The organism is Nonomuraea roseola (assembly GCF_039535395.1).
GTDB classification, from domain to species: domain Bacteria; phylum Actinomycetota; class Actinomycetes; order Streptosporangiales; family Streptosporangiaceae; genus Nonomuraea; species Nonomuraea roseola.
Genome location: NZ_BAAAXC010000015.1, coordinates 2,745,707 through 2,763,752, shown reverse-complemented (window position 1 = coordinate 2,763,752; position 18,046 = coordinate 2,745,707). Strand labels below are relative to the sequence as shown.

Genomic DNA, 18,046 nt, shown 5'->3' with positions numbered 1-18,046 from the left:
CACGACCACGTGTAGCCATCCGCTGGAGTCACCGGACGGCCGCCAGGGCATAGTTGGCGAACCCGCCAGCAAAGGGGTCGTTTCGCCCTACCTGAAGGCGCAGCGGGCGCTAATCGGCCAGCCGAAGAACTGCGGCATGAGCCACATTTTTGGTTACCGTGGCGAACCGATGCCAACGCGGACAGCTTTTAACCGTCTCCGGCGAGAGAGGACTCTGGCGATCATCCTCACAAGAGGGCTGCGATCGGCCCTGTCAGGTCATCTCCAGCTCCTCCGCCTGAGCAACGGGATCGCCTGACAGGACTGATCGGCGCTGAGGTTGCCTGCCAGGGCACTGATTAGCAGATGGTCTGCACTCCCCTGGGAGGCGACGGCGTGGTCATGGATGTCAGGAGCGCTGACGGCCCTGGCAGCCATACCGTCGTCACCCACCGAGACTGTCTGAGAAGCCGTCTCCATGACTCGAGCATCGAGCACGCGCGTGTCGACTGGGTGGGCCGGGACTGAGCGATAGCTGCATTGGTGGTCGTCATCTTGGATCCGCGCTTCGCGATCACACGGCAATAGGGCTGGTGTAGTTGCAGTTCTGGGTGCAATCCGGTCCCGTACAAAGCCGTCTCATGGAGACTGTCGCGGCCAGATGGACCAGGTGGAACCGATCGGGACGGGCAAGATCCGAGCTGCTAATGCGGTTTGGGTAGGACGCCGGTGCCGCGTCCGTTGCGTGCCCGTCAGGAGGGTGAGCAAGGGGAAGCCCGAGCGGGGCACAAGTAGGGCACACGAGCCGGAGAGTCCGTGAGAAACGCCGAGATCCGTCGAGGGGTAACGTCCAGGCCAGGGGGCATCGTACGGGTATCGCCGCAGCGCAAGCACCTGCCCCATCTGTTCCTGCGCAACAAGCGCACGGAGTGGCGCGACTACCGCCGCCACGTCACCATGCAGCCTGGGGCCGGTCAGAACCTGGGCCGTACTCGGGCCGTGTTCGAGCAGAGCAGCAAGGGTGCCTACAAGATGTGCAGGTTCGTCGGCTCAGGTCAGGAGGGGCAGACCGGCCAGGACACTCGTGCCAACCGCCCACGCTGTTTCGATTCCAGCGATAACGATCAACCTGCCCATGCGATCTCCCCTTTCCTCCGTAGCCGACTCCTGAGTGTTCCGCTTCTCTAGCAACACCAGACATGCGAGCCTTGCAGCGATGAGTACGAGGGCGATCAGAGCGAGTGTCCTAATCTGAGTCGAACAGATACCTCCCCACCCTGACCTCAACCGACGAACAACTCCATTCTGCCTCAACTGGATCATGCTGATGCCTCCGGCGGGTGATCCCAAGGGTGTACTCATGCCGCTGGCCTGTCGAGAGCTGAGGTAGGAGCCTGCTCGGTCGCGCGGGTACTCTCTGGCCGTGCCCGTCGCGTGCCCGATGGAGCGGGAAACGAGGGGGAACAGCGGAGAGTCACGGGGAACGCGATCAGTGCTGTGAGCTGCTTGTTTGCTGGTCGACCAAGATTGGAATGCGTCTTTGCAAGCAGGATGTCAGGAGTTCGAATCTCCTAGGCTCCACTCTCCTCTCGGACACAAAAGCCCAGGTCAGGTATGTTGCTGTGACCTGGGCTTTGATCTTCATTTGGCCTTCTTGCTCCCGTGCCCGTTGCGTTCCCGATCCCTTTTGATTGAGTGCCCCACGGGTGAGATCGTCGAGTTTCCGAGCCGCCTCCCGCTGCCGCTCATCGGTCGAGTGCTGATGGGTCATCAGCCGGATGTCAGGCGTAGGTGAAGCGCTTACGCCGATCGTCCCATCCGGTCCGCCACCGGAACCGATTGCCCTCGCACCAGACGACCAGTCCCACCCAGACCGACACCAGCGCCAGACCGTACCCAGCGTGGACGTCGACGAAGATCTCTTGCCGCTCAAGTTCGGCTTGCAGCGACTTGGCCGTCTCCAGTGGCGAGATGCCTCCCGCTATGAAGACTGCATCCCCTGGTCTTGCGTGGGCTGTTCTGTCGGCATCCTAGCGACCGCGACGATTCGCTCCAGCGCCGCCGCGTGCCGCTGGAAAGCATGCCTCCCTGTAGGGGTGAGCTGCACGTAGGTGCGCCGTGCCCGCTTGTCCTGTCCCTTGCGCACCGCGACGTACCCGGCGGAGGCCAGCGCGGAGACCTGCTTGGACAGTGCCGAGTCGCTGGTTCCGATCGTGTCTCTGAGGAAGCCGAAGTCGACCCAGTCGGCCGGTGCCAACAGCGCGACGATCGACAAGCGTGCGGGAACGTGCAGGAATTCATCGAAAAGTGGATCCATCAGCGGCCCTTGTCGTCCTGCTGCATGATCGTCTTCATAGCCCGGCGGGCCAGGGGTGTGATCGCAACATATGTCACGGCGGTCACGGTGCCGGCGATGGCGGCCTGGGACAACAGTCCGTGCGGCGGCACGCCGAACAAGAAGAAGGCAGCGATCCGGGAGATGCCGAAGACCAGCAGGAGAACGGCCGACAGCGCCAGATAGATCCCCATCTCCTGGCCGGTGGGCTTTCTGCGGACGGAGGCCCAGTGTGAGTACACGATTCCGATGCCCGCGTACAGGCCGAACCCGAGCAGATTACCGATGATGGACCAAGGGCGCGGGAGATCGATCGATGCGAACCCGGCGAGGATCCCGAGCGCCGAGATGGCCACATAGGGCAGCGGGAACATCCGGCGGACGATCTCCTCACGGGTCTTGTCCTGGAGGCGGCGGATGTTGTCGAGGGAGGACTGAGCGTCCTGAGGGTTCATGGGCCATCCTGATGTCGACTACTTTCCTATGAGGAAAGTATCACCTAGTTTCCTCATAGGAAAGTGGTAAACCCGCTGTGGACCCAGTCGTGTTCACCTCCCAAGATCGGGTCCTGAGCCGGTACCACCCGACGATCGCCTTGCTATGGCTAACGCTCATACATGGCGGGGAGCGATCGACGGGCCAGGGCTGAGGTACGAAGCCCTGGCCCACCGAGTGTTTAGGTGACGGCCGGACAGAGGTTCTCCGTCGTCAGCTCGAGCAAGAGCAAGATCCGGAACATGTGCGGATCGGGGTTGATGGATCGGAAAGGACGGGAAGGGAAGGGAAGGGAAGTTCCATGTCGATGCCATCGTGCGCCTGAAGACAACCTTCCACTTCTAATCCGCAGGTTCCCAGGTCGACTTGCTTCCCGTCATCGAGAGTGGTGACGGCCTCCGGTGCTATCCAGCATCCCCGGCGTCGTGCCCGATCGCCTACGGCTCGGCGCGCCAAGCTGTACCCCATGCGGGGAGGCGCGGCGCAATGCCGGAGACCATCCCAGCGAGGGTACCGCCGTGCCTGTTCTGGTCACTGAGCCTTTTCATCCTGACCGTCGGCTACCCGGCGCATGTTGCGCAGTGCTCTGTCGGCGACACTTACGAGCTTGTGACCTGTGGCGTCACAGCTGATTTCGGCACGTACGGACCTCCAAGGCAAGTCCCATGAGCTGCGCGAACGGAGGATGAAAAAGGCTCGCTGTTCTCGGCAGAGGGCCTTTCTGGAATCCAAGGCTTTGTGGTTGCAGGCCTAGTCGCTACAGCTAAGCGCGGCGAAGCGTTCGGCTGGCGGCGGCGATCACGGTGGTGGTCAGCACCCAGCCGCTCATGACGAGCACCATCGTGACCAGCTTCGATACGCCGAGCGGGTCCCACGCTTTCTCGTGCCCGAGGTCCACGAGCGGTATCAGTAGGTCAAGGGAGTACAGCCACGGATCCCAGCTGGGATGTTCATCTGCCTTGACGGGGCACAGCCCGGGGCTGGCGGGGAGGCAGCCGTCCACCCCGATGGAGAACCAGAGGCTCGCTCCCACCAGCAGCAGCCCGAAGATTGCGAGTGCCCGACTCGGCGCGTAGCCGTACCCGATCACCGCGTCCTGCAGGCCGCCCCACAGCCGGATTATCAGGTTCTTGGACTGGTGCGCCCGCCGGATCGAAGCCAGACGTACAGCGCGGGCGTCCCCGTCCCGGCCGGCCAGGTCGAGGCAGGCGGCGAGCTCCTCGTACGGCCCCGCTGCGTAGGTGGGGGTTGCGCGTTCGAGCCACACCAGCCGCTCGGCCACGGGTACCTCGGAGTGGAGGCGTTCGTAGTGGAAGCCGGAGATGTTGATGGCTGCCGCCACGGGCCAGGAAGTGGCCCCGTCGGTCAGTTCCTGGACGTTCGCCGATGCCAGCGAGATGGCGTGGACAGGCTGGACGGCGGGTTTCAGCACGAGCGTATCGGCGGTGAACCCGTCAGCCCGCAGCGCGGACGGGCCCTCGGTGGCGAGGTGGGTGCCTTCAAGGTGGACGGTGCGGCCGACGGTCACGCTGTCAATCACCAGCTCCCGCTTCAGGTTGGCGCCGCGCAGGTCGATGTCGCCGCCTATCCGTGATCCTGTGCACCGCACGGCCAGACCACGCCATTCTCCCTTGGTGTCGACCGCGGAGCCGCGGGACGACTCGTCGGCACTGAGGCCCGTCAGGGTGGCGTCAACGAGGCGTAGGTCGCCGTCGAGCACGCTGCCTGCAAGGTCGACCAGCCCTTCCACGACACAGCGGTCGGCAATGAGGTCACCGGTGACGTGCAGCCCGGAGGCGGCCAGTGCTCTGCCGCGCGGGTTCTTCAACGTCGCGTCCGTCAGCCTGAGATCGACGGCGACGGTGGCGTTGGTGAGTTTGACTGATCCGACGGCGGTGAAGGAGCCAGTGGCTTCCAGGGATCCTCTGAGGACGGCGCGGCGTAGGTCAAGGGCGGTGGCCGAGCCGTTGACGATGGTGGCGTCGATGAAGTTGGTGTTGCCGTCGATCTGGATGGCGGTCAGGATGACCGCGCCGTCAGAGGCACAGTTCCTGGCTATCAGATGGTTGCCGACGCGCGCTCTGTCGGCGTTCAGCGCCGCCGCCGTGCCGGAGGCGGACAGCTTGGCGCCGGCGATGGAGAGATTGCAGTCGATCCTGGCGCCATGCAGGTTGAGGGGGCCGGCCAGGTCGAGGTCGGCGAACAGCGCGGATCCCTCGACTTGCAGGTGGTCGGCGCGGACGGCCTCCTCACCCTTCTTGATGTCGCCGACCTTGGCGCGCTCCAGGCTGATCTGGCAGCCGACCACCATCTGGTGGAAGCGCACTGTGCCGCGGATGCGGGCGTCGTCGCACTTGAAGGCCAATGCGACGCGAGAGTGGTCGAGGGCGAGCGCGATCTCTAAGGGTCGCGACACCTCCAGGCGGTTCAGCATCACGTTGCCCTCGAACGTGGAGCCCTCCAAGAACACGCCGCCCGTCACCTGCACGCCTGTGTGCCCGATGAGAGAGGCGCCGACTGCGAGCTTGGGTGCATAGAGCGCCCATTGGCCTGGTTGGACGAGTTTGGCGTTGTTCAGCAGTAGGTCGCCGTCGATCCGTACGGTGTCCATGCTGAACATGCCGGTGACGTGGACGGCGCACATGTCGAGGTCGCTGGCGACGTGCGTGCCGTCGAGTCCGATGGCCCACTTGGCTTGCCCCGCGTCGATCGTCGAGCCCGTGAGGAGGAGGTCTCCGCCGATCTCGCCGTCCTGCATGTGGACGGGGCCCAGGACGCGGTTGCCGCTCAGCCACGCGGGACCCGAGCATCTGATCCGTTGCGCGTCCAGCCCTGGCAGCAAGCAATTGGTGAAGCCGATGAACTGCGCCGTCGCGTCGTTCAGGAAGGGAGCTCGGTCGAAGACGCATTCACTGAAGTTGAACGACTTCAGTTCGGCGCATCCGACGTCTATCCAGCCGGATACCCGCGCTCCCTTGAGCATGAGCCTGGCGGGCTTGCCCGGGAACTGCTCGGGGCCGTGTATGAGGAGGTGGCTGATGACCTCAGCGCGAATGATCCGTTCCGGCCCCCAGTACTCGCTGCCGGGTGAGCCGGTGACAGGACTCGGCCCCTCCAGGTCGAGCAGGGCCCCCTCGCGGAACGCGGTCCAAAGCCGTTGCTCCGACGAGCTCCAGTCGTCCGGGGGTGATAGGTCCGACGGTTGGGTCATCCGCACCTCCACAGCGAGCCGTGACGATTACTGGCGAATCCCCGAAGATACATCGAGCTGAGGACGGGCCCGATCATCCCGCTCGCCAACGACCGCGACAAGCCGAGCAGGAATCACCCGGTACTAGATCGTTCGTCCGTGAGGCGCTCCAACTGGTACCCGTAGCCCTGACCCGCGCCGGCCTATCAGGCGAGGCAATCGGCGATCTCTACATGTTCTGCCCGCGTGATCACATCACGAGGCCGCCCCGGCTCCATGCTGACTTCCACGGCGTTCATGGTGGTGTTGACCCGGTTGAACTGGGTCTGAAAGACGGTCCCATCTCTCGGGATTGCCTCGGTGACCTGCTTCGCCTGGCCGCGGTGGCTCGCGGCTACCGTCTGGTTTCACAGCCGGGAATAGGCGACGGAGGCCCGCAGGTGCAGCGCTCCCCACATCGCCTTGATCGTGTTGTTGGCTCGATTGTCAGCCCGCAGCCGGAGGCCAGCGCCTGACGGATGAGAACTTTCTCCACGGTTTGGAAGCGGCCCGCCTCCGGCGGCCCGTCGGTCGGCCAGCCGGCCATGCTGCAGTTCCTCGGCCGGTCCCGGCCGTCACCGTCTGACGTGACAAGCACCGGGCTCGATGGGAAGAGGGTGCCTGGCCATCTCACGGCGTGGTCCCGCTTGACCTTGACACAGTGACAAGGTCTTCACTGCAGCCGAGGAGGTGGTCCCGATGACCATGCCGAATGAGGACACGAACACGATGCGAGTTCTCCAGGGGCTGGAGAGCAGCTCGTCAGTGCGGCTGCAGGCAGCGCTGGCGGTCGGCACGACCCCAGACCCGCGGTTCATCGACAAGCTCATCGAACGATGCGCGATCGAACCCGATTTTTACGTACGCGACATGCTTACGTGGGCACTCACCCGGTACTCATCGTCAATGACGGTCCCAAAGCTCGTCGATGAACTTCGCTCGGAGCGTGCGCAGGCACGGAGCCAGGCGTTGCACACGCTGTCCAAGATCGGGGATCGGCAGGCGTGGCCGGCGATCACACGGGCCCTTCTGACCGATGCCGACGACGAGGTGGCGCGGAGCGCCTGGCGAGCAGCGGTCGTACTCGTGCCCGAAGGGGAAGAACCCGAGTTGGCCGGAGTGTTGGCGACACAGCTCGGGCGCGGCGAGCGTGAGACGCAGTTGAGCCTCAGCCGGGCGCTGATCGCGCTCGGCGAAGTGATCATGCCGGCCCTGCGCGCCGCGATGACGGATCTCGACCCTCGCGTACGTCAGCACGCGATCGCCACGGAACGGCTGTTGCGCAACCCGGATGCCGGATTCGAGTTCGCGATCGAGGAGGCGAAGCGCATCGTAGCTCTCGGCACGACCAGCCAGGAGGAGTGATAGGCAGTGTTGATCGGTGATGTGGCACGACGGTCCGGGGTCAGCGCCCGCATGCTCAGGCATTACGACTCGCTCGGCCTGGTGCAGCCGACGGGTCGTACCGAGGCTGGCTATCGCGAGTACTCCAGCGAGGACATCCGGCGAATCTTTCATATCGAGATCCTGCGGTCATTGGGGCTGTCGCTGCGTGAAGTCGGGCGCGCGCTGGATGATCCCGGCTTCACGCCCTCAGCGCTCGTCGACGACCTCATCCGCCAGACGCGAGAACGCATTGCGGCTGAGACGGAGCTGCTCACGCGACTTCGTCGGATCGGTGCCGCGGAACCCGCCAACTGGGAGGACGTCCTGCAGATCGTCGCACTCCTCCAGGCCTTGGGGGCGGAGAACGCTGGGAAGCGCCAGCGCGCGGCCTTGTCCTCAGTCGAAGAGGCTCCGATGCCAGTGGAAGCACTGGTCGAGGCAGCGCTGAGCGAGACGGACCCGAACGTCGCCGGAGCCCTTCGATGGGCTCTGGCGCAATCGGGCGATGGCGGATTGGCGCTGCTGGCGGAGGGCCTCGGCTCACCAGTAGCCGAGGTGCGCACACGTGCCGTCCAGTCCATCGCCGAGATTCCGAACGGCGAGGCGACCACACTGCTGCAGGACGCCCTCACGAATTCCGACATCGTGGTCCGCAGGTATGCAGCTCTGGCGCTCGGGGCACGTGGGATAGCCGACGCGATCCCGACGCTCATCGACATGATCGTCGAGGGGACGAACGACGCCGATGCAGCCGACGCCCTGAGCGCGCTGGCGAGTGATCCCGCGCTGACGGATCAGATCGCTACCACGCTCGTCGACTGCCTCGCCCCCGGCACCATTGAATCGTCTGCACGTCGACGGCTGACACAGGCGCTCGCGGACATCCCGGGACCCACAGCGTCACGAGCCCTCGCAGATCTCGCACGTGACGAAGACCGTGCCGTTGCGCTTACCGCGACATACATTCTCAAGCTGCGCAACGCACGGTAACGGACAGTCATGCCGTGTGCCATTTCCGGTCCTGAGTCTGGTGCGTGCAGCCCAAGATGAGGACCTGCCGTCAGGTTGCCGGCTCGAACAGTCGACCAGTCGGGAGCACCATCGCTGAGAAGTGCGGCGGCTTTCGCCTTGTCGGCGGGCGCACCCCAGTTGTGGTCGGCCCACCGTTCGCGGAAGGTCATGAGCCGGTGGACCAGCCGCAGCGTGTGGTCCGGGCGGACCTGGCCGTCCATACCGGCGGCGTCCGCCAGGGTGAGCGAGCCGGCCTGGCCGTACGGGTCCACGGTGCTCAGCCCTGTCTACTGAGCCGGCTGGGCCTCGTCGGCCGATCCGGTCTGCCCGTCGCAGAACACGGCCTTGACGAGCTCCTGCTTCACCTTCTCGAATGCCGCGGACATGGCGACAAGGTCGAGCTCGGCTTCCCCGGTGGTGATCGAGGCGGTCAGGGTCTTCCTGCCGTCGGGGGTGCTGTACATCAGCGCCGCCCAGCCCCAGAAGCCGCCGTTGTGATGAAGGACGGTTCCGCCGCAGTCGGTGTCCTCCACGAACACCCCCAGGCCGTAGCCGATCGTGGGGTCGGGCTTACGCATCTCGGCCAGCAGTGGGGCCGGCAGGAGCTTTCCGGCGTTCAGCGCGGAGAAGAACGTGTGGAGGTCCTGGGTGGTCGAGATCATGTCACCGGCGGCGGAGATCCAGGAGGGGTTGAAGCGCGTGGTGTCGACCGTCTTCCACTGGTCGGCGTCCTGGTAGCGGTAGTAGCCGTGGGCGTGCGGCTCGGGGATGTCCGGTGAGGCTTCCGGCACCACCGTGCCCGACAGGCCGAGCGGCCGCAGGATCCGCGCCTGCATCTCTTCGGCGTACGAGCGGCCGGTGACCTGCTCGACCAGCAGCCTGGCAAGCACGTAGTTGGTGTTGGAGTAGCTCCAGCCCGCCCCCGGCTCGAACCGCGCCGGCTTGGACAGCGCCAGCCGTACCAGCTCCTCCGGCTGGTAGGTGTGGAACTGGTTGTCCACCACCCACTCCTTGCCCAGTCCGGGGATGCCCGGCGCGAACGTCCCATCGGGGTAGTACTCGCCGGTGAAGTTGAACACTCCGCTGGTGTGCTGCAGCAGCATCCGGACCGTGATCCGCCGGTCCAGCCCGAGCTCGGTCAGGTGGTCGGCGACCGGGGCGTCCAGCCCGATCGTGCCCTCGGCCACTAGCTGCAGCACCAGGGTCGCGGTGAAGGTCTTGGTGGTGCTGCCGATCCGGAACAGCCCGTCCGTCGACGGCTTGGCGCTCTCGCCCAGCTGGCGCACCCCGGCGCTGCCGACCCACTCGCCTCGCTCATCGTTCACGCGCAGCTGCACCCCGGCGGCCAGGCCGGAATCGACGAACTCCTGGATAGCCTTCTGCAGCTCCGGGCGAGCCTGGTCGGTGGTGGTCATGGTGGTGCTCCTTCGAATCTGATACTTCGGTTGAACGGGCGGATGATGAAGTGCGGCAGGCCGTCAGGCGGCGTCGAGCGCGGCGGTGATCTTGCGGATCATGTCGGCCAGGGTGGGGCTGGGCTGGCCCTGGTGGGTGCGGGCGGCTGCCTCGATGGCGACGATGACGGTGCCGCGGAAGTTGTCGGCCTCCGACGGATCCTGCTGCTTGAGCAGGCTCATGGATTCCGTCAGGGCCGGCAGCACCTGGTCGGCGAGTTCGGCCACGGTCTTGCCGTACTTCACGCCCTTGGGCGCCTTGCTGAGCACGTGCCCGACCACGCCGGTCGCGGAGGTCAGGGCGATGGAGCCGTGGGTGGCGACCTTGTGGGCCGACTCGGCGATGCCGGCGGCGGACATCAGCGAGACAGCGCCCCACGCGGCGAGGCGGAGGGTGGTCTTGTCCTGGTCGGTCAGGGTGACGGACATGATGGTGTGCTCCTTCAAATCTGTTACGAGATCACTGGAAAGGACGGATGCTGGAATGCGGCCCTGCTGGGAGCTCAGGTCGCAGTCGCTGAACCTTTCATGGATCCACCATCGCCGGCCGCGCTGATATAGGGCCGTTGCCGTCCTGACGTGGCTGCTGACACGACACCGCCGGGGCGAGGACGTCCGTGAGGTTCCGTGGCTGGCGCCAGGTCTGCTCCGGCGATCGGCTTCGGTGAGTACCGCTGACCGGCGTCTGCTGCTGGGGCGAGGAGGCGGCACGGACGCCGACGGCGATAGAGGCGGCAGTGGCCCCGAAAGAGGCCAGCCACTTCCGGTCAGTGACACCGGCGCCGACCGCGCCCAGGGCCGTACAGCAAAGCCCTCGCACGTGCTCATAAAAGCAGCCCTCCACGTGGCGCCAACGTGACCGCGAAGCAATCAGTGGGCCATCAGTGGTGGTCAATAGCGGTCACTTGTGGAAGCCCGCGGCTGTGTGGCTCAAGATCGGACCGATGCGCCAGGTGTTCGAACTTCCTAGCTTCCGCCCGTAACTGCAGAGTTTTCGGGCCCCAGCGCCTCTCAAGGGGGATGTGGCCGCTGAGTCATTGACCGGACACGGGCTGTTTCGTACGTTCATGGGGCTCGTCGGACCGGCATCGCCAGGAGGCGCTCATGACGGAACTGTCCAGCACCACATGGCCATGGCCTGACCTTCCGCCAGGGCCGCTCGGCACTGCCTCCCCCGACCTGGCCCGCAGGCTCGCCGAGGCTTCGACGGAGCCCATCACGATGCCGAGTGGAGACCAGGTGCCCATGATCGTCCGTTATGAGGACGTTCGTGCCGTTCTCTCCTCGCCGGCCAGCAGCCGCAACCTGCGGGCGCCCGGCCTTCCCCGGATGGTCAGCGGCACCTCTCTCGAGGACGACCCCTCGGCACTGATCAACCAGGACCCGCCGGAGCACACGCGATACCGCCGCATCATGCAGGGCACCTTCACACCGAGACATATCGAACGCTGGCGGCCTCGCGCAGCGGCGATCGCCAACGAGCTGATCGACGCCGCCGGTCAGGAGTTCGACCTGGTCGCCGATTTCGCCCTGCCGCTGCCCGCGCGAGTGATCTGCGAGATGCTCGGCGTCCCGATGGACCGGTTCGAGCAGTTCCGCGGTTGGACGGAGATGTTCCTGTCCACGTCCGAGGCCAGCGCCGAGGCCAGGGGAGAGGGTTTCGCCGCGTTCATGGCGTACGCAGGCGAGCTGATCGCCGAGCACCGGGTCACGCCGGGCGACGACCTCATCGACCTGCTCATCGGGGCGCGCGACGAGGGGGACAGGCTCAGCGAGCCGGAGCTCACCCACATGGTCTTCACGCTGATCATGGCAGGGCACGAGACCACCGCATCGATCATCATCCGAGGCGCATTCCGCCTTCTGTGCCACCCTGACCAGTACGCGCAGCTGGCGGCCCGTCCCGAACTCCTGGAACCGGCGGTGGAGGAGATCCTGCGCCGCGAAGGTCCCGGGGGAAACGGCCTGCTCAGGCTGGTCACGGAGGACATCGAGCTGTCCGGCGGCGTGATTCCGAAGGGCACCGTCGTGCTGCCCAACCCCACGGGCGCCAACCACGATCCGTCGGCGTTCGACGACCCGCTGCGGTTCGACATCCAGAGGTTCGCAGGGACGGCGCCGCCCAACCCGCACCTCGCGTTCGGCCACGGTCCCCACTACTGCCTGGGGGCGAATCTGGCCAGGATGGAACTGCAGGAAGCCTTCCGCGCCTTGGTGACGCGGCTGCCCTCCCTCCGCGTCCAGGAGGACTTGTCGACGCTGCCCTGGACCAATGACGGACTGATCCATCGCCCGCGCCGGCTCCCGGTCAAGGGAGGCTGAGGCCGGACGACCACCTGACCGCGGACGGCGTCGGCGGCACCGTCATGGGGACTCTTCGCACCTGATCGAGCACGAGGGTTCAGCCTGGCCCAGGAGCCGTACTTCGAGGGTCTCGGCCGGGACGGCCCGTGATCACAGCACGCTTGCCGGCACGCCGTGGTGAACCTGATCAAGTTCCAGGTCGCCGCCCGCGCATGCTGAGCGGTCGCGTGCTGGTGGATCGGGAGCGACGATGGGCGCCAAGCAGGTCGCCGTCCTCAGCGGTCGAGCCGGTAGAGGCGGAAGAAGTCGTTCTCGACGGGCAGCACGGTGCACCGTCCGAAGCCCGCCTCCGAGGCGTACCCGCTGACAGTGTCGGCCCGCAGCACGGTGCCGACGGCCGCCGAGGGCTTCTCGACGAGTTGGGTGGGCAGGCAGTGCGTGACGCTCCAGCCGTACATCATCCGCTCCACCTCGTCCCCTGGCGCGGTGAAGCGTTCGGCCACCCGCTCGTCGGCGACGAGGACCACGCCGTCCTCGGCCAGGGCGTCGCGTATCGCCCGTAGCGTGTCCACCGGCCTGGACAGATCGTGCAAGACCTCCATGAGGAGCACGAGGTCGTACGGTCCCGTGTCGCGCAGGGACGTCGCGTCGGCGTGCAGCAGGCGGACGCGGTCACCGAGACCGGCCTGCTCGGCGTGGGCGCGCGCGTCGGCGATCGAGGAGGCGTCCGCGTCCAGGCCGTCCACCACCGCGTCGGGGAAGGCGCGAGCGACCGCGATGGCCGACCAGCCCTGCCCGCAGCCGACGTCGGCGATGCGCGGGTGAGGCGCCGCCTCCAGCCGGGTATGGACGTCGGGCATGGCGGCGATCCAGGTGCCTGCCAGCTCGTGGGTGAAGGCGGGCCGGTTGATGTGACCCTGGCCGTGGCGGAAGGCCCTCCCGTACTCCTCGTACGGGACGCCTGCGCCGGTGCGGTAGGCCTGCGCGACCTGGGAGATGACGCCACCGATCCCGGCGAGCATGTGCGCGAACGGCGCGGCGTGCGCGGGATCGTCGGCGTCGGTCAGCACCCGGGCGTGCGCGGGGTCGAGCCGGTAGCAGCGCTCCTCGCCTGGGGCGTCCGGATCGGTCTCCACCAGTCCCGCGACGGCCTGCTGCTCCAGCCACTCGGTGGCGTAGCGGGGCGCTATACCGGCCTGTTCGCTCAACTGCGCCGCCGTCAACGGGCCGTGCTCCTGGAGAGCGCGGTAGAGGCCGAGTTCGCCGCCCAGGTAGACAGAGAACAGTTCGAGGGCGCCCAAGGTGCTCTCGAACAGGCGCTCGACGAGCCGGTCGGTGCGCTCGGCATCGGTTTTGGTGGCGGTCTCCAAGGCGTTCATGATGACTCTTTCCGGATGAAGAACCGGGCGGTCGCCAGGGTCTCCCCGCGGGTGCCGTGGCGGTATGAAGGAACGCGTATCCCAGGGCCGAGCCTGGCCGGGCCTCTTCGGGCGGGCCGGCGCGTGAGGCCACTACAACCTACGGTAACGGGGTGGGCGGCGGATCGACACCCTTCTACGTGGGCAAATGCCCGGACGGCCCTCTTCGGCGATGTCGAGGACATGCGCCGCCGTTAGCCGCACTTGTCCGCGTCACTCGATGAGACTGACCCGCTCGCCTGAGCGCCTGGATCATCGCGGGCCGAGGCGACGACCTGCCGGCTGCACGCCGTGTACGGCTGAGCGGGCCCTGCTCGCACAGACCACCGACCGCCACCGCCGAGAGCCGAGAACCGTGCAGTCCCACCCTCCAGCGCGCTGACGGGGCGAGGCCCTCCGCAGGGGTCGTGTGATGGACCGTGACATGCGGAAGCGCCCCGCAGCCCAATGAAACGAGGGCTTTCCGCCTCGACTGCCGTATCGCTACTATCAGGCACCAATCGCCTACTTTGGCGATTTTTCGTCATGGACGCACCGACCAATGAGGAGAGTGTCCTGCACGTGGCTGGATTGGGCAGGGTCGGGCGACGACGAAAGGGAGCCGTGAGCGAGGAGAACGGGTTAACAGGGGCGACCAGCGGCCGGTCACGCCGGCTGGGTGGCTCCCGCCGCCTGCCCTTGCGCACCGTGCTGATCATCGTCGTGTTCGTGCCGAGCATCACCTTCGCCCCGCTGTTGGCCTCGGGCATGTACCAGCTGTCCTCCCAGTGGCGGGCGGAGGAGGCCCAGCTGGACCTGGCCACCACCACCGTCGGCGGACCCGCGGCCAACCTGTTCTTCAGCCTTGATCAGGAGCGACGGCTCACCGCGGAGGTGCAGGCCGCTCCGCACAGCACCACCCGCGACAAGCTCGCCAAGCAGCGCGCGGTGACCGATCAGGCCGTGAACGCCTTCCGGCCGCTGGCCGCCCTGAAGCCCGCCTACGCGCAGGAGGGGCTCACCGACGCCATCGCCACAACCGAACGCGGCCTCGGCCTCCTCGACCAGCAGCGCCAGGCGGTGGACGCCGGTTGGTCCAGCGAGCAGAAGGCGTTCGACTACTACAGCGGCGTCCTCGAGTCGGATCTCAGCGTGTTGAGCGCCCTCAGCCAGACCGATCACGCCGAGGTGACCAGCAAGGCGCAGACGCTGGTGGACCTCTTCTGGGTCGTCGACATGATCGGCCGCCAGGACGCCGTTCTGGCCCGCGGCTGGGAGAAGGGGCACCTGACGAGGGAGGAGTACGGCCTTGTCGCCGACGCCATCGGCACCAGGAAGCACCTCCTGCGGTCCAGGGTGATCCCCAGTCTCACGGGCAACGAGAGCAAGTACGCCACGCTGACGACCAGCAAGGCGTGGGAGACCATGACCGCCCTGGAGGGGCGGCTGGTCACCTCCGGGACCGGCGTCGAGAGCGACCAGCTGGCACTCCGCGAGGTCGGCCCCGCATGGCGCACCTCGGTGGACACCGTCACCAAGCAACTGGTGGAACTCCTCAGCCTCCGGCTCGAGAACGTCGCCAGGATCGGTTACAGCCACGCCTACCAGATTTTCGTGATCTTCATCAGCATCACCTCCATCGGCCTGCTCGCCCTGGGCCTGGTGATCTTCACGAGCTGGCGCCTCACCTCCATTCTTCGCCGGCGCATCCTCCACCTGCGCCAGAACGCCCACGAGCTCCAGGAGCGGCTGCCCGACGTGGTCTCCAGGCTGGAGCGCGGCGAGGACGTCGACGTGGACGCGGAAGTGCGCGTCATCGAGCCCACACCTGACGAGCTCGGCGAGCTCGGGCAGGCCCTCAACCTGGCCAGCCGCAGCGCCGTGCTCACCGCCGTACGGCAGGCCGAACAGCACCGTGGCTTCCAGCGCATGCTTCAGCGCATCGCCCGCCGTACCCAGATCCTCATCGGCCTGCAACTGAAGAAGCTGGACGAACTGGAACGCAGGCACGAGGACCCCGAGGTGCTGGAGGGCCTGTTCGACCTGGACCACCTCACCGCTCGACTGCGCCGCTACGAGGAGAACCTGGTGATCCTCGGCGGCGGGCAGCCGCAGCGCCGCTGGCGCAAGCCGGTACGCCTGCTCGACGTGCTGCGCGCCGCGCAGGGCGAGGTCCAGGACTACCGAAGGATCGCGATCGAGGTCGACGGCGACCCCTGGGTGGCCGAGCGCGCGGTGGGTCCGCTGGTCCACGTCCTGGCGGAGCTGATGGAGAACGCCACTGCCTTCTCCAAGCCGCTGACCCCCGTCGAGGTGCGGGCCGCACCTGTCAGCAGGGGCATCGCCGTGGAGATCGAGGACCGCGGCCTGGGCATGGAGCCCGAGCAGTACGCCGCCGCCAACGCCCTGATGCTCTCGCCGCCGCAGCTCGACGTGATGACCCACGCCGACGACGTGCGGTTCGGTCTCTACGTGGTCGCCCGGCTCGCCGCGGGGCTGGGCCTCCAGGTGGAGCTGCGGCCGTCCGCCTTCGGCGGCACCCGTGTCATCGTGCTGCTCCCTGAACCGCTGGTGGTGGAGCGCCCTCGCGCGGTACCCGCGCCGCCGGCCGAGCTCTCCGAGGAGGTCCCCCAGGGTGGCCCCAGTGGTCCGCGGCCCCGCCCGCAGGAAGGTACGGCCGGTCCTCGCCCGCCGTACGAGGACGCGCAGTTGCCGACTCGCTCCAGAGGACGCGCGATGGCCTACGTGACAGCACCCGCCGCCGGATCGCCGGATCGGGACGACACACCCCCGTCGCCCGACCTCCAGCCGCTGCCCCAGCGGGTCCGCCAGGCCAACCTGGTCACCGAGCTCAGAGTTCCGGCGGACAGGGACGAACAGGCGGACCAGGACATCTGGGCCGTACGGGACCGGCCCAGCCGATCCAGTGCCACGATCGGCGCGTTCCAGAGGCAGTCCCGCAGGCGCCGGACCGGCGACGACGCCTTCCAGCCCCGGCCGGACGGATCCCCCGAGCCCGGTTCCCCTACGACGGAAGATTGAAGATGACGCAGCGAACCACCGCCACCGACGCAGGCCTGGACTGGCTCCTGGACGGCCTGGTCAATCAGGTCGCGGGCACCCGGCACGCCGTCGTGCTGTCCGACGACGGCCTGGTGATCAGCCGGTCCCAGACCATCGAACGCTCGGACGCCGAACGCCTCGCCGCGATCGCCACCGGCCAGCAGAGCCTGGCTCGCGGTGTGGGGCAGCTCTTCAGTGGCGGACCGGTCCAGCAGGTCATCATCGAGATGGCCGACCTGTGGTTGTTCGTCACGGCTGCGGGCCGCGGCACTCATCTGGCCGTGGTCGCGTCCCAGGAGGTCGACGCCGAACTGATGACCGTCGCGATGCACACCCTGGTCCAGCAGGTCGGCCAGCGGCTGGGAACGGACGCGCGTACCCCGCAGCCCGATGACGCGGGGAGACACGCATGAAGCACTGGACGGAGGGCTTCGACGACGATGACGCCGACGAGTCGCTTGTCCGTCCCTACACGATCACCGGCGGACGGACCACGCCCGAGCGCGACGACCTGACCCTGATCACCCTGGTGACGACGATGTCCGAGGTCTCGTCGGACACCGGACACGGCCTGAGGAGGATGCAGCCGGAGCACCGCACCATCCTTGCTCTGTGCGCGCGGCCCCTGGCGGTGGCCGAAGTCGCCTCCGCGCTGAACCTCCCTGTGTCAGTGACCAAGATCCTCATAGGCGATCTGATCGAGGCAGGTCAGATGCGGTCCCGGCCACCGCTCGCCTTCGCGCAGGCAGGCGGCTTCCCCAGCATGACGATCCTTGAGGCGGTGAGGGATGGGCTACGCAACCTCTGACCACGGGGACGCTGCTCCCCTGGCAGTGAAGATCCTTATCGCCGGTGGATTCGGCGTCGGGAAGACGACCCTGGTCGGCGCGGTGAGCGAGGTCGCCCCCCTGCGCACCGAGGAGTACCTGACCCATGCCAGCGTCGGCGTGGACGATCTGGAAGGGGTGAGCGGCAAGTCCACCACTACCGTGGCACTGGACTTCGGGCGCATCACCATCAGCAGCGAGCTCGTGCTCTACCTGTTCGGCACCCCGGGGCAGGAACGCTTCTGGTTCATGTGGAACGACCTCGTCAACGGAGCCATGGGCGCGGTTGTCCTGGTCGACACCCGTCGGCTGGATGTGAGCTTCGCGTCGATCGACTTCTTCGAGAGCCGCGGTATCCCCTTCGTCGTCGGCGTCAACTGCTTCCACGGTGTCAGGGACAGGACACAGGAGGAGATCCGCAGGGCACTCGATCTCGACCCCCAGGTGCCGCTGATGCTCTGTGACGCCCGCGACCGGACGGCGGGCCGCGACGTGCTGCTCGCGCTCATCGACCACCTGATGGCCGCTCGGTCCCGCACCGCCCCGCACCCCGTGGCCTGACCCGG

General features: G+C 66.9%; 13 protein-coding genes. 7 read left to right on the top strand and 6 right to left on the bottom strand.

Annotation, left to right across the window (positions count from 1 at the left end; translation table 11 throughout):
* Positions 1–1,960 precede the first annotated feature (1,960 nt).
* The 3 genes from ABFX55_RS36355 to ABFX55_RS36345 form a co-directional block, all read right to left on the bottom strand.
* Complete coding sequence (locus ABFX55_RS36355; RefSeq protein ID WP_346127432.1) at positions 1,961–2,296, bottom strand: winged helix-turn-helix domain-containing protein; 336 nt, start codon at positions 2,294–2,296, stop codon at positions 1,961–1,963.
* Positions 2,296–2,769 carry a hypothetical protein gene (locus ABFX55_RS36350; RefSeq protein WP_346127431.1) on the bottom strand — a complete coding sequence of 158 codons (474 nt, stop codon included), beginning with the start codon at positions 2,767–2,769 and terminating at the stop codon, positions 2,296–2,298. The genes ABFX55_RS36355 and ABFX55_RS36350 overlap by 1 nt, the downstream gene beginning before the upstream one ends.
* Positions 2,770–3,572: 803 nt before the next feature.
* Complete coding sequence (locus tag ABFX55_RS36345; protein WP_346127429.1) at positions 3,573–6,020, bottom strand: hypothetical protein; 2,448 nt, start codon at positions 6,018–6,020, stop codon at positions 3,573–3,575.
* A 717-nt stretch (positions 6,021–6,737) separates the two neighbouring features.
* On the opposite strand from ABFX55_RS36345, the gene ABFX55_RS36340 reads away from it, so the two are divergent.
* Complete coding sequence (locus tag ABFX55_RS36340) at positions 6,738–7,403, top strand: HEAT repeat domain-containing protein (RefSeq protein WP_346127427.1); 666 nt, start codon at positions 6,738–6,740, stop codon at positions 7,401–7,403.
* Between the two features lie 6 nt (positions 7,404–7,409).
* Positions 7,410–8,414, top strand: coding sequence for a HEAT repeat domain-containing protein (locus ABFX55_RS36335; RefSeq protein ID WP_346127425.1), 1,005 nt, complete (start codon positions 7,410–7,412; stop codon positions 8,412–8,414).
* A 308-nt stretch (positions 8,415–8,722) separates the two neighbouring features.
* Here ABFX55_RS36335 and ABFX55_RS36330 read toward each other — a convergent pair whose 3' ends face one another.
* Both ABFX55_RS36330 and ABFX55_RS36325 read right to left on the bottom strand, forming a co-directional pair.
* Complete coding sequence (locus ABFX55_RS36330; protein WP_346127423.1) at positions 8,723–9,850, bottom strand: serine hydrolase domain-containing protein; 1,128 nt, start codon at positions 9,848–9,850, stop codon at positions 8,723–8,725.
* A gap of 63 nt (positions 9,851–9,913) precedes the next feature.
* A complete protein-coding gene (locus tag ABFX55_RS36325; RefSeq protein ID WP_346127422.1) occupies positions 9,914–10,318 on the bottom strand; it encodes a hypothetical protein in 405 nt (134 codons plus the stop codon).
* Between the two features lie 675 nt (positions 10,319–10,993).
* On the opposite strand from ABFX55_RS36325, the gene ABFX55_RS36320 reads away from it, so the two are divergent.
* The gene (locus ABFX55_RS36320; protein WP_346127420.1) at positions 10,994–12,211 is read left to right on the top strand and encodes a cytochrome P450; all 1,218 of its coding nucleotides are present in this window, start codon (positions 10,994–10,996) and stop codon (positions 12,209–12,211) included.
* Between the two features lie 257 nt (positions 12,212–12,468).
* Here ABFX55_RS36320 and ABFX55_RS36315 read toward each other — a convergent pair whose 3' ends face one another.
* Positions 12,469–13,572 (bottom strand): methyltransferase domain-containing protein, encoded by a 1,104-nt coding sequence (locus ABFX55_RS36315; protein ID WP_346127418.1) that lies wholly within the window; start codon positions 13,570–13,572, stop codon positions 12,469–12,471.
* 642 nt (positions 13,573–14,214) lie between these two features.
* Here ABFX55_RS36315 and ABFX55_RS36310 point away from each other — a divergent pair.
* Genes ABFX55_RS36310 through ABFX55_RS36295 form a run of 4 tightly spaced genes read left to right on the top strand, consistent with a single transcriptional unit; the run spans position 14,215 to position 18,041 of the window.
* Entirely contained in the window at positions 14,215–16,632 is a 2,418-nt protein-coding gene (locus tag ABFX55_RS36310; RefSeq protein WP_346127416.1) for a sensor histidine kinase, read from the top strand.
* Between the two features lie 2 nt (positions 16,633–16,634).
* A complete protein-coding gene (locus ABFX55_RS36305; RefSeq protein WP_346127414.1) occupies positions 16,635–17,066 on the top strand; it encodes a roadblock/LC7 domain-containing protein in 432 nt (143 codons plus the stop codon).
* The gene (locus ABFX55_RS36300; RefSeq protein WP_346127412.1) at positions 17,063–17,461 is read left to right on the top strand and encodes a DUF742 domain-containing protein; all 399 of its coding nucleotides are present in this window, start codon (positions 17,063–17,065) and stop codon (positions 17,459–17,461) included. The genes ABFX55_RS36305 and ABFX55_RS36300 overlap by 4 nt, the downstream gene beginning before the upstream one ends.
* Positions 17,442–18,041 (top strand): GTP-binding protein, encoded by a 600-nt coding sequence (locus ABFX55_RS36295; RefSeq protein WP_346127410.1) that lies wholly within the window; start codon positions 17,442–17,444, stop codon positions 18,039–18,041. The genes ABFX55_RS36300 and ABFX55_RS36295 overlap by 20 nt, the downstream gene beginning before the upstream one ends.
* Positions 18,042–18,046: the final 5 nt, after the last annotated feature.

What these genes read in the sequence shown, in the direction of transcription:
- ABFX55_RS36350 (WP_346127431.1), bottom strand. Translation starts at nt 2,769, where the DNA reads ATGAACCCTCAGGACGCTCAGTCCTCCCTCGACAACATCCGCCGCCTC.
- ABFX55_RS36315 (WP_346127418.1), bottom strand. Translation starts at nt 13,572, where the DNA reads ATGAACGCCTTGGAGACCGCCACCAAAACCGATGCCGAGCGCACCGAC.
- ABFX55_RS36295 (WP_346127410.1), top strand. Translation starts at nt 17,442, where the DNA reads ATGGGCTACGCAACCTCTGACCACGGGGACGCTGCTCCCCTGGCAGTG.
- ABFX55_RS36320 (WP_346127420.1), top strand. Translation starts at nt 10,994, where the DNA reads ATGACGGAACTGTCCAGCACCACATGGCCATGGCCTGACCTTCCGCCA.
- ABFX55_RS36355 (WP_346127432.1), bottom strand. Translation starts at nt 2,296, where the DNA reads ATGGATCCACTTTTCGATGAATTCCTGCACGTTCCCGCACGCTTGTCG.
- ABFX55_RS36345 (WP_346127429.1), bottom strand. Translation starts at nt 6,020, where the DNA reads ATGACCCAACCGTCGGACCTATCACCCCCGGACGACTGGAGCTCGTCG.
- ABFX55_RS36325 (WP_346127422.1), bottom strand. Translation starts at nt 10,318, where the DNA reads ATGTCCGTCACCCTGACCGACCAGGACAAGACCACCCTCCGCCTCGCC.
- ABFX55_RS36330 (WP_346127423.1), bottom strand. Translation starts at nt 9,850, where the DNA reads ATGACCACCACCGACCAGGCTCGCCCGGAGCTGCAGAAGGCTATCCAG.
- ABFX55_RS36300 (WP_346127412.1), top strand. Translation starts at nt 17,063, where the DNA reads ATGAAGCACTGGACGGAGGGCTTCGACGACGATGACGCCGACGAGTCG.
- ABFX55_RS36340 (WP_346127427.1), top strand. Translation starts at nt 6,738, where the DNA reads ATGACCATGCCGAATGAGGACACGAACACGATGCGAGTTCTCCAGGGG.
- ABFX55_RS36305 (WP_346127414.1), top strand. Translation starts at nt 16,635, where the DNA reads ATGACGCAGCGAACCACCGCCACCGACGCAGGCCTGGACTGGCTCCTG.